This is a genomic window from Halorubrum sp. SP9 (genome assembly GCF_005435015.1).
GTDB classification, from domain to species: Archaea; Halobacteriota; Halobacteria; order Halobacteriales; family Haloferacaceae; genus Halorubrum; species Halorubrum sodomense.
On the sequence record NZ_SGXU01000807.1, the window covers coordinates 1 to 212 of the forward strand.

The 212-nt window shown below is 57.1% G+C and carries 1 protein-coding gene; it reads left to right on the forward strand.

Annotated features, from left to right (window positions below):
- On the forward strand, nucleotides 1-212 hold a 212-nt coding region (locus tag EXE45_RS20250; protein WP_158294372.1), incomplete at both ends, for a hypothetical protein.

Here is a 212-nt window from a genome sequence, read left to right on the forward strand (position 1 = left end):
AAGCCGATAACGCAACGAACGTCAAGGGCAACGACATTGACAGCGACGGCGACGGGAAGGTCGATGCGGCGGATCAGGCCGACGAGCTGACGATAACGCGAACCATCAGCAACGAGTACGTGGATAGGTCTGGTGGCGACTACGACACAGACGATGATGGCGTCTCATACGCAAGTGCGAGCATCCAAGAGTCACTTGGCCCCAACGAATCA